The sequence below is a fragment of the Cupriavidus sp. MPR-AND1C genome (assembly GCF_058809705.1).
Genome location: NZ_JBXASU010000155.1, coordinates 1 through 10821, shown reverse-complemented (window position 1 = coordinate 10821; position 10821 = coordinate 1). Strand labels below are relative to the sequence as shown.

At 66.8% G+C, this 10821-nt stretch carries 10 protein-coding genes; 9 read left to right on the top strand and 1 reads right to left on the bottom strand.

Going from position 1 to position 10821, the window contains the following annotated elements; genetic code table 11:
- The first annotated feature begins 66 nt into the window (after positions 1 to 66).
- Both AC1RWI_RS37030 and AC1RWI_RS37025 read left to right on the top strand, forming a co-directional pair.
- Positions 67 to 897 carry an AzlC family ABC transporter permease gene (locus AC1RWI_RS37030; RefSeq protein WP_043343932.1) on the top strand — a complete coding sequence of 277 codons (831 nt, stop codon included), beginning with the start codon at positions 67 to 69 and terminating at the stop codon, positions 895 to 897.
- On the top strand, positions 894 to 1217 hold the full coding sequence (locus AC1RWI_RS37025) for an AzlD domain-containing protein (RefSeq protein ID WP_441641395.1): 324 nt from the start codon (positions 894 to 896) through the stop codon (positions 1215 to 1217). Before AC1RWI_RS37030 ends, AC1RWI_RS37025 begins: the two co-directional genes overlap by 4 nt.
- A gap of 41 nt (positions 1218 to 1258) precedes the next feature.
- Here AC1RWI_RS37025 and AC1RWI_RS37020 read toward each other — a convergent pair whose 3' ends face one another.
- On the bottom strand, positions 1259 to 2386 hold the full coding sequence (locus tag AC1RWI_RS37020; RefSeq protein WP_492870786.1) for a helix-turn-helix transcriptional regulator: 1128 nt from the start codon (positions 2384 to 2386) through the stop codon (positions 1259 to 1261).
- A gap of 361 nt (positions 2387 to 2747) precedes the next feature.
- On the opposite strand from AC1RWI_RS37020, the gene AC1RWI_RS37015 reads away from it, so the two are divergent.
- The 7 genes from AC1RWI_RS37015 to AC1RWI_RS36985 all read left to right on the top strand — a co-directional run bounded on the left by AC1RWI_RS37015 (position 2748) and on the right by AC1RWI_RS36985 (position 10812).
- On the top strand, positions 2748 to 3956 hold the full coding sequence (locus AC1RWI_RS37015) for a phosphoglycerate kinase (RefSeq protein WP_043343942.1): 1209 nt from the start codon (positions 2748 to 2750) through the stop codon (positions 3954 to 3956).
- A gap of 124 nt (positions 3957 to 4080) precedes the next feature.
- Positions 4081 to 5517 carry a pyruvate kinase gene (gene pyk, locus AC1RWI_RS37010; protein ID WP_043351281.1) on the top strand — a complete coding sequence of 479 codons (1437 nt, stop codon included), beginning with the start codon at positions 4081 to 4083 and terminating at the stop codon, positions 5515 to 5517.
- Positions 5518 to 5697: 180 nt separating this feature from the next.
- Positions 5698 to 6762, top strand: coding sequence for a class II fructose-bisphosphate aldolase (gene fba / locus AC1RWI_RS37005; protein ID WP_150992695.1), 1065 nt, complete (start codon positions 5698 to 5700; stop codon positions 6760 to 6762).
- 186 nt (positions 6763 to 6948) lie between these two features.
- Complete coding sequence (locus tag AC1RWI_RS37000; protein ID WP_043343946.1) at positions 6949 to 7857, top strand: phosphoribosylaminoimidazolesuccinocarboxamide synthase; 909 nt, start codon at positions 6949 to 6951, stop codon at positions 7855 to 7857.
- A 61-nt stretch (positions 7858 to 7918) separates the two neighbouring features.
- Positions 7919 to 8416, top strand: coding sequence for a 5-(carboxyamino)imidazole ribonucleotide mutase (purE, locus tag AC1RWI_RS36995; protein WP_006158083.1), 498 nt, complete (start codon positions 7919 to 7921; stop codon positions 8414 to 8416).
- 59 nt (positions 8417 to 8475) lie between these two features.
- A complete protein-coding gene (locus AC1RWI_RS36990; protein ID WP_492870785.1) occupies positions 8476 to 9720 on the top strand; it encodes a 5-(carboxyamino)imidazole ribonucleotide synthase in 1245 nt (414 codons plus the stop codon).
- A gap of 105 nt (positions 9721 to 9825) precedes the next feature.
- On the top strand, positions 9826 to 10812 hold the full coding sequence (locus AC1RWI_RS36985) for an L-threonylcarbamoyladenylate synthase (RefSeq protein WP_043343954.1): 987 nt from the start codon (positions 9826 to 9828) through the stop codon (positions 10810 to 10812).
- Positions 10813 to 10821 lie beyond the last annotated feature (9 nt).

Here is a 10821-nt window from a genome sequence, read left to right as displayed (position 1 = left end):
ATAATGCCCAATTCCCCCTAAGGGCTAGTCCGCCCCCGGCGGCTGCCAGCCCCCCAGCCTTCCGTTATGACCTTCCGACCGCCCCAGGCCCTGCTGCGTCCTTGGCATCGTTTTGCCCCGGCCGAGCGGGCCGGCTTTATCGAGGGGGCGCGTTATTTCGCACCTTCCCTGCCTGCCGTGTTCTCCTGGGGACTGGTGACGGGCGTGGCCATGAGCAAGTCGGTGATGAACGTGCCCGAGGCGATCGGCATGTCCTTGCTGGTCTACGCGGGCTCGGCCCAGTTGTCCGTGCTGCCGCTGTTTGCGGCGGGCCTGCCGCTGTGGACGGTGTGGCTGACCGCCGCCATCGTCAACCTGCGCTTCGTGATCTTCAGCGCGGGGCTGCAGCCGCATTTCAGCTATCTGCCGTTGTGGCGCCGCACGCTGCTGGGGTCGTTCAACGGCGACCTGCATTTCGTCTACTTCATGCAGCGCTATGCCACGCCAGGCCATGAGCCGGGCAAGGAAGGCTACTTCTGGGGCATGGCGCTGACCAATTTCGCCATGTGGCAGGTCTCGTCGATCATCGGCATCGTGCTGGCCAGCGCGTTCCCGGACAGCTGGGGCCTGGGATTGGCCGGCACGCTGGCGCTGATTCCCGTGATGGTCACGACCATCCGCTCGCGCTCGACGCTGCTGGCGGTGGCCGTGGCGTGCGCGCTGGCGCTGCTGTGCTTTGCCCTGCCTTACCGGCTCGGCCTGGTGGTGGCGGTGGTGGGGGCGATCGCGGCCGGCATGGCCAGTGACGAACTGGCCGCTCGCGCGACCTTGGCGGGCATCCGCCGCCGCAAGGCCGAGCATGCGCCCGCGCAGGCGGCGGCCCGCTCAGCGGCTCCGGCGGCAAAGGACCGGGCATGAGCCATCTCGAAATCTGGATCGCGCTGGTCGGCATGGCGCTGGTGACCATCGTCACGCGTGCGCTGTTCCTGATGGCGGGCGAGCGCGTGACGGTGCCGGACCGCATCCAGCGCGCGCTGCGCTACGCGCCAGCGGCGGCGCTGGCGGCCATCATCCTGCCCGACCTGATGACCTGGCAGGGGCATTTCACGCTGGCCCCAAGCAACTACAAGCTGGTGGCCGGCGCGGTGGCGCTGGTGTTCTACCTGGCGACGCGGCGCATGGTGGGCATGATCGTGGCGGGCATGGCGGTCTATACCGCCATGCGGCTGCTCGGCTGAGCCGCGGCCGGGCGAGCGCCGGGCCCCGAAGGCTCGATCCGCTAGGCTGCGTCGCCCGGCCCTTGCGGCCCGGGGCCGAGCGCCGTGCCCAGCTGGGTCAGCAGCCGCGTCAGGCGGGCCTGCGTGCTGGCGCCGGTCTTGAGGAATACCGCCTTGAGCTGGCTGCGCGCGGTTTCGTGGCGCACGTTCAGGCGCTCGCTGGCTTCGGGCAGGCCCATGCCGGTGGCCAGCAGGCTTGCCAGCCGGATCTCGGCGGGCGTCAGTCCATAGACTTCGCGCAGCAGTTGCGGCAGTTCCGCCGGTGCCTGCGCGTCTTCATGGATCACCACCAGCGCGGCGGGTTGCTGCCAGGGCAGCGCAAAGATGTGGGATGGCGGCAGCGGCAGCACGGTCAGCTGCGCACAGGCGCCGTTGCCATGGCGGGCGATTGCTGCCTGCGCCGGTACCGCGCTGCGCGGCGCGCAGGCGGCAGTCACCATGTCGGCCAGCGAGCGCGACAATTGCCACTCGCCCGTCTTGCCGGTGGGGGCCAGCCGCCGCACCCAGCGCTCGCCGATGCCGTTGCTCAGCAGCACGCGCCGCTCGGGCGAGAAGGCGATCACGCCGAACGACAGGCGCTCCAGGATCTGCCCTGACAGTTGCGCCAGCGTCGACAGCCCGATGGTGCGGTCGCGCATGGCCATGGCGCTGCGCATGTGAGGCAGCGCCCAGTCCAGCGCGCTGACATCCGCCGGCGTGAAATTGCCTTGCGAGAACGAGCGCTGCAGCGCGAAATACACCTCGTAGTGGGGCTTTCGCTCGACCAGGCAGGCTGCGTAGGAGCACAGGTCGAAGCGGTGGAAGAATTCCCGGTAGAAGGGGCTGCGCTGCATCGCGCCTTCGCCGAAATCGCGCGCATCGATGTACCACTCCCCGGGGGAGAGGTTGTGGGCAAACAGCTTGCCCGGATCCAGCGCGTGGAACTCCTTCTCGTAGGCGGTGAACAACTCCTGCACCGGGCGCACGATCTCGTTGACCGTCATCAGGTCGCGATCGGTGTCGCGCACGATCATCGATGCGTGCGCGCTGCCGACGATATTGCTCAAGGTGTGCAGGCTTTGCTGCCAGGCCTGCGCATCAAGAATCCCTTCGTACAAGCCACGGATTGCTCCGTGCATGTCTTCGTTCATGGTTACCCCTGCCTTCGCGACAACGGCGTTAGCCGCGTGGCGCCGACGCCGCTTACCGTAAGCGTGTCCGGCACCAGTGCCTTGGGTCCCGTCTGAGGCGGGCCTCTGGCTATGTTCTTGCGTGCTTATCTTGTACCGACTTGTGCATACAGTGCGCGCTTTGGCAGCAGCGTACGAGACGCAATGCAATTGTCGCACCCCACTTTCAGGGGGTGCGTTGCGAGGATGCGGCACGTTGCTCGCCGTATGTGACGAACGGGGCACGCGCTGGCGGGCGCATCCGGGGCGCAATCCCGCAAAATGGCCCCTGCGATCAGGTAAAATGCCGATTTTCCCCGATTTTCGCTCTCCAGCCACCGCCATGACCTCTGTCCTGCGTCTTTCCGATCTCATCTCCCAAGGCAAAATTGCCGGCAAGCGGGTTTTTATCCGCGCCGACCTGAACGTGCCGCAGGATGACGCCGGCCAAATCACCGAAGATACCCGCATCCGCGCCTCGGTGCCCGCCATCGAGGCTTGTCTGCAGGCAGGCGCCGCCGTGATGGTGACGTCGCACCTGGGCCGCCCGACCGAAGGCGAGTTCAAGCCCGAGGATTCGCTGGCGCCCGTGGCCGCGCGCCTGGCCGAGTTGCTCGGCAAGCCGGTCAAGCTGGTGCAGAACTGGGTCGACGGCAACGGCGAAGTGAGCGCGGTCAAGCCGGGCGAAGTGGTGCTGCTGGAAAACTGCCGCGTCAACAAGGGCGAAAAGAAGAACAGCGACGAACTGGCGCAGAAAATGGCCAAGCTGTGCGACGTCTACGTCAACGATGCCTTCGGCACCGCGCACCGCGCCGAAGCCACCACCCACGGCATCGCCAAATACGCGCCCATCGCCTGCGCCGGTCCGCTGCTGGCCGCCGAGATCGATGCGCTGGGCAAGGCCCTGGGCCAGCCGGCGCGTCCGCTGGTGGCAATCGTCGCCGGCTCCAAGGTGTCCACCAAGCTGACCATCCTCAAGACGCTGGCCGGCAAGGTCGACAACCTGATCGTCGGCGGTGGCATCGCCAATACCTTCATGCTGGCTGCCGGCCTGAAGATCGGCAAGTCGCTGGCCGAGGCTGACCTGGTGGCCGATGCACGCACCATCATCGATCTCATGGCCGCGCGCGGCGCCTCGGTGCCCATCCCCGTGGACGTGGTGTGCGCCAAGGAATTCAGCGCCACCGCGGTTGCCACCGTCAAGGACGCGAAGGACGTGGCCGACGACGACATGATCCTCGACATCGGCCCCAAGACCGCGCAGATGCTGGCGGACCAGCTCAAGCTGGCCGGCACCATCGTGTGGAATGGCCCGGTCGGCGTGTTCGAGTTCGACCAGTTCAGCAATGGCACCAAGGTGCTGGCCCAAGCCATCGCCGAGTCCAAGGCGTTCTCGATCGCCGGCGGCGGCGACACGCTGGCGGCCATCGCCAAGTACGGCATCGCTGACCAGGTGGGCTACATCTCCACCGGTGGCGGCGCCTTCCTGGAATTCCTGGAAGGCAAGAAGCTGCCCGCGTTCGAGGTGCTGGAACAGCGCGCCGCGGGCTGACCGATATTGCCGAGTTGTTCCGCGGCAGCCCAGCCATGCCGTTGCGCATGGCGGGCTGCCGTGTGTTTGCTTGCGGTGTGCCGCTGTCCTACCTGCGCTGGCCCTCGATAAGGAAAATCAGTTCATGACCCGTTCCACCAAGATCGTCGCTACCATCGGCCCCGCTTCCAGCACGCTGGAAATGCTCACGCGCATGATCGCGGCAGGGGTCGACGTGGTGCGCCTGAATTTCTCCCACGGCGTAGCCGCGGACCATATCGAGCGCGCTCGCCTGGTGCGCGAGGCGGCCAGGGCCTGCGGCAGGGAAGTCGCCATCATGGCCGACCTGCAAGGGCCGAAGATCCGCGTCGGCAAGTTCGAGCACGGCAAGATCACGCTGGAAGTGGGTGAGCCCTTCATCCTCGACGCCACCTGTACCCTGGGCAACCAGGAACGCGCCGGCCTCGATTACGAGGACCTGCCGCGCGACGTGGGCCCGGGCGACCTGCTGCTGCTCAACGATGGCTTGATCGTGCTGGTGGTGGACCGCGTGCTAGGCCACGAGATCTTCACCACGGTGCGGATCGGCGGCGAGCTGTCGAACAACAAGGGCATCAACCGCCAGGGCGGCGGCCTGTCGGCGCCGGCGCTGACCGCCAAGGACATGGAAGACATCAAGACCGCCATGGCGCTGGGCGCGGACTATGTCGCGGTGAGCTTCCCCAAGAACGCCACCGATATGGAAATGGCGCGCCAGCTCGCCGCGGTGGCCGGCCAGCCGCACCAGCACAAGGCCCGCATGATCGCCAAGATCGAGCGCGCCGAAGCGATCCGCCCGGGCGTGCTGGAAGAGATCCTGCAGGCCTCCGACGGCATCATGGTGGCCCGCGGCGACCTGGCCGTGGAAGTGGGCAACGCGGCCGTGCCCGCGCTGCAAAAGCGCATGATCCGGCTGGCGCGCGAGGCCAACAAGCTGACCATCACCGCCACCCAGATGATGGAGAGCATGATCGTCAACCCGGTGCCCACGCGCGCCGAGGTGTCGGACGTGGCCAACGCCGTGCTGGACGGCACCGATGCCGTGATGCTGTCTGCCGAGACCGCCGCCGGCCGCTATCCGGTGGAAACCGTGGAAGCCATGGCTGCGGTCTGCGTCGAGGCGGAGAAGTCCGAGGTGGTCCAGCTCGACACCGATTTTCTCAACCAGACCTTTGGCCGCATCGACCAGTCGATCGCCATGGGCGCACTGTTCACCGCCTATCATTTGCAGGTAAAGGCCATTGCCGCGCTGACCGATTCCGGCGCCACCGCGCTGTGGATGAGCCGGCATCGCATCCATGTGCCGATCTACGCAATGACGCCCAACCTGGCGTCGCAGCGCAAGATGCAGCTCTACCGCAATGTGGTGCCGCTGCCGCTGGAAGCCAGCGCCGACCGGGACACCGCGCTGGAACAGGCTGAGGAACTACTGCTGTCGCGCGGCGTTGTGCAGCGCGGCGACTTTATCGTGCTGACCATTGGCGAGCCGATGGGCCAGCCGGGTGGCACGAATACGCTGAAGATTGTCCGGGTTGGCGCCTGATATGTGCCGCGCCGGACAGACCGCCGGCGCTCGAGCGCACAGGATCACCCACGATAAATCGCGTTGAGACGGCGTCTTGCGCGAACAGCAAAGAACGACCAGATCGACCAGATCGACCAGATCGACCAGATCGACCAGATCATTCAACGAGACACCCCATTCTTTCTTTAGGAGTTTGACATGCCACTCGTATCGATGCGCCAGCTGCTCGACCACGCCGCCGAAAACGGCTACGCGCTGCCCGCCTTCAACGTGAACAACCTGGAACAGGTTCAGGCCATCATGCAGGCCGCGGACGAAGTCAATGCGCCGGTGATCATGCAAGCCTCCGCAGGCGCACGCAAGTACGCCGGCGAGCACTTCCTGCGCCACCTGATCGAAGCCGCTGTGGAAGCCTATCCGCACATCCCGGTGGTGATGCACCAGGATCACGGCCAGTCGCCGGCGATCTGCCAGGCCGCCATCGACCTGGGCTTCTCCTCGGTGATGATGGACGGCTCGCTGCGCGAAGACGGCAAGACCCCGTCCGACTACGAGTACAACATCGAAGTGACCCGCAAGGTGGTGCAGCTCTCGCACGCCATCGGCGTGACCGTGGAAGGCGAGCTTGGCTGCCTGGGCTCGCTCGAGACCGGCGAAGCCGGCGAGGAAGACGGCATCGGCGCCGAAGGCAAGCTGGACCATTCCATGCTGCTGACCGACCCTGAGCAAGCCGCCGACTTCGTCAAGGCCACCCAGCTGGACGCGCTGGCGATCGCCATCGGCACTTCGCACGGCGCTTACAAGTTCACCCGCAAGCCCACTGGCGATATCCTGGCGATCAACCGCATCAAGGAAATCCATGCCCGCATCCCCAACACCCACCTGGTGATGCACGGCTCGTCGTCGGTCCCGCAGGAACTGCTCGCGGAAATCCGCCAGTTCGGTGGCGACATGAAGGAAACCTACGGCGTGCCGGTCGAGGAAATCCAGGAAGCCATCAAGTATGGCGTGCGCAAGATCAATATCGACACCGATATCCGCCTTGCCATGACCGGCGCGATCCGCCGCTTCTTTGCCGAGAACCCGAGCAAGTTCGACCCGCGCGAATACCTGAAGCCGGCCCGCGAAGCCGCCAAGCTGGTTTGCAAGGCACGCTACGTCGCCTTCGGCTGCGAAGGCCAGGCCGCCAAGATCAAGCCGGTCTCGCTCGACGCCATCGCGCAGAAGTACAAGTCGGGCGAACTCGCCCAGGTCGTGCAGTAAGCAGGACCCCGTGCCGTCCCAGCTCCGATCCCGTCAAACGGGGAGGTGCGGGGACGACGCTTTTCAGGCCCCGGTGCCGGGGCGCTGAAAAGCGCTAACAAAATGAAGCGAAGCAGTTGTTCTGGCCAGGCGCCAGAATCATTCTGTTAGTGCCTTCCATCGGAACCACCGAACCACCGAAACACCATGTCGAACGCTCTCTACCAGTCCTCCATCACTTCGCTGCCGCTGCTCGGCCACGGCAAGGTCCGCGACAACTACGCCGTGGGCGACGACAAGCTGCTGATCGTCACCACCGACCGCCTGTCGGCCTTCGACGTCATCCTGGGCGAGCCGATCCCGGCCAAGGGCCGCGTGCTCAACCAGATGGCCAACTTCTGGTTCAAGAAGCTGGCTCACATCGTGCCGAACCACGAAACCGGCATTGCCGCCGAGACCGTGGTGAGCCCGGCCGAAGTCGAGCAGGTGCAAGGCCGTGCCGTGGTGGTCAAGCGCCTCAAGCCGATCCTGGTGGAAGCCGTGGTGCGCGGCTACCTGGCCGGCAGCGGCTGGAAGGACTACCAGGCCACGGGCAGCGTGTGCGGCATCGAGTTGCCCGCCGGCCTGCAGAACGCGCAGAAGCTGCCCGAGCCGATCTTCACCCCGGCCGCCAAGGCCGAGATGGGCGAGCACGACGAGAACATCTCCTTTGCTGAAACGGAAGAGCGCATCGGCGCCGACCTGGCCCGCCAGATGCGCGATATCTCGATCCGCCTGTACAAGGAAGCCGCCGACTACGCCGCCACCCGCGGCATCATCATCGCCGACACCAAGTTCGAGTTCGGCCTGGACGAGAACGGCACGCTGACGCTGATGGACGAAGTGCTGACCGCCGACTCCTCGCGCTTCTGGCCCGCGGACTCGTATGAAGTCGGCACCAACCCGCCGTCCTTCGACAAGCAGTTCGTGCGCGACTGGCTGGAAGCCGTGCGCATCGACGGCAAGCCCTGGCCCAAGACCGCCCCGGCGCCCGCACTGCCTGCCGACGTGATCGAGAAGACCGCCGCCAAGTACCGCGAGGCGCTGACGCGCCTGACCGGCGAGGAACTGCAGTAATTTTCGCCGGATGGCGAGAACTGGCGCCACCAGGCGCCGGACCGATATTTAAGGATTTGACGTGAGCAATACAGCCAAGCCGCTGGTCGGCGTTGTGATGGGCAGCAGTTCCGACTGGGACGTGATGCAGAACGCGGTCGCCATGCTGAAGGATTTCGGCGTGGCCTTCGAGGCACGCGTGGTCTCCGCCCACCGCATGGCCGACGACATGTTCGAGTACGCCGCCACCGCGCGCGAGCGGGGCCTGCGCGCCATCATCGCCGGTGCCGGCGGTGCCGCGCACCTGCCCGGCATGATCGCCGCCAAGACCATCGTGCCGGTGTTCGGCGTGCCGGTGCCGTCGCGCTACCTGCGTGGCGAGGACTCGCTGCTGTCGATCGTGCAGATGCCCAAGGGCGTGCCGGTTGCCACCTTCGCCATCGGCGAAGCGGGCGCAGCCAATGCCGCGCTGCACGCCATCGCCACGCTCGCCACCACCGACGACGCGCTGGCCGCCGCCCTGGAGGCGTTCCGCGCCAAGCAGACCGAAGCTGCCCGCGCCATGACGCTGCCGGTGTAATACGCACATTCGCACGCATACCGACCAGCCCCAAGCCCCCGAATCCGGAAAGACGCGCAATGCCAACCGATATCCATCCCCACCTGGTCGAAGCCCACACGCCGGAGTCGCGTGCCGAGTTCGGCATCGACAATCCCAGCGCGCCGGTGCTGCCCGGCGCCTGGCTAGGCATGCTGGGCGGCGGCCAGCTCGGCCGCATGTTCACCCATGCCGCGCAGTCGATGGGCTACAAGGTTTGCGTGCTCGATCCGGACCAGGACAGCCCGGCCGGCACGATTGCCGAGAAGCACATCTGCGCGGCCTATACGGATGAAGCCGCGCTGGCCGAGATGGCCGAGCTGTGCCCGGCGGTGACCACCGAGTTCGAGAACGTGCCCTCGCTCTCGCTCGACCGGCTGGAGCAGCTCGGCGCCTTCGTCGCGCCGCGCGGCTATTGCGTGTCGATCGCGCAGAACCGTATCGGCGAGAAGAAGTTCTTCGCTTCCTGCGCCGAGCGCACCGGCGTGCCCACCGCGCCGCACTGGGTGATCCAGCACGACGCCGACGTCGACCAGGTGCCCGAGGACCTGCTGCCCGGCATCCTCAAGACCGCGCGCATGGGCTATGACGGCAAGGGCCAGGCCCGCGTCAGGACCCGCGAAGACGTGCGCGCAGCGTGGCGCGCGATGCAGCACGTGCCGTGTGTGCTGGAAAAGATGTTGCCGCTGGCCTACGAGGTCTCGGTACTGGCCGCGCGCGCTGCCGACGGCACCACCGCCACCTGGCCACTCGCCGAAAACGTGCACCGCGACGGCATCCTGTTCTCCACCGTGATGCCGTCCACCAGCGTCTCCGACGAGATCGCCGCGCGCGCCCGCGCCGCGGCCGCCACCATCACCACCGAGATGGGCTACGTGGGCGTGCTGTGCATCGAGTTCTTCGTGCTGACCGATGGCTCGCTGGTCGCCAACGAAATGGCGCCGCGCCCGCACAACTCCGGCCATATCACCATGGACGCCTGCGAGACCAGCCAGTTCGAGCAGCAGGTGCGCGCCATGGCGCGCCTGCCGCTGGGCAGCACGCGCCAGCATTCGGCCGGCAAGATGCTAAACCTGCTGGGCGATGTGTGGTTCGAATTCGGCCTGGAACGCACGCCGGCCTGGGACGAAGTCGTGGCCCAGCCCGGCGCCAAGCTGCACTTGTACGGCAAGAGCGATGCGCGCCCCTCGCGCAAGATGGGGCACGTGAATTGCGTGGGCGGCGCGGCGGCCGATGCCGAGCGCGCCTTCGATGCGGCCCTGACGGCGCTGCACATTGCGCCATGATGGCTTGCCCGGCGCATGCGCCGGGCTTTTCCGTTTTCCTGCTTTCGCAGCCCCATAGTTCCGTAGCTTCGTTGCTCCGTAGTAACGCCACCCCAGAGATCCCCGATGTCGCGCATGCCCACGTCCGCCGAACTTGACCAAGCGGTCCAACTGCTGGAGGCCGGCGAACTGGTCGCCTTCCCGACCGAGACGGTCTACGGCCTGGGCGCCGACGCGGAAAACCCCGAGGCCATCGCCCGCATCTACGCGGCCAAGGGACGCCCGCCCAATCACCCGATCATCGTGCACGTGGTGGATGGTGGCGACATCAGCTACTGGGTGGACGATGTGCCGCCGGCCGCGCAAGACCTGATCGACGCCTTCTGGCCAGGCCCGCTCACGCTGATCCTCAAGCGCGCCGAGCATATCCCGGCGGCGGTCGCCGGCGGCCAGGACAGCATTGGCCTGCGTTGCCCGTCGCATCCGGTTGCGCAGGCGCTGCTGAGCCGCTTCAAGCGTGGCCGCGGCGGCATTGCCGCGCCGTCCGCGAACAAGTTCGGGCAGGTTAGCCCGACCACGGCGCAGCACGTGCGCGACGAGTTTGGCGACGCGGTCTTCGTGCTTGAAGGCGACGGCGTTGAGGTTGGCATTGAATCGACCATCGTGGACCTGTCGCGGCTGGAGCAGGGCATTGGCCCGGTGCTGCTGCGCCCGGGCGCCATCACGCCGGCCATGATGGCGCAGGTGCTGGGCGTCACGCCGTTGCCGCCGGACGCTGCCGCGCCGCGCGCGTCAGGCACGCTCAAGGCGCACTATGCACCGCATACGCCGTTGGCCTTGTGCTCGGCCGCGGATCTGCCTGCGCAACTGGCCGATTTGCCCGCCGACGCGCGCGTGGCGTGGGTTGGTGTTCAGGCGGCGGCCGATCCGCGATGTGTGTGGGTGCAGGCGCCCGCCGATGCCGAGGGTTATGCGCGTGCGCTTTATCGCTTGTTGCGCCGGCTGGATGGGGATGGGTTTGCGCGGCTGGTGTTTGAGGCCTTGCCGGCTGGGCATGAGTGGGATGCGGTGCGGGATCGGTTGCAGCGGGCTGCGGCTGCGTTTGGGGGGTAAGGGGGGCAG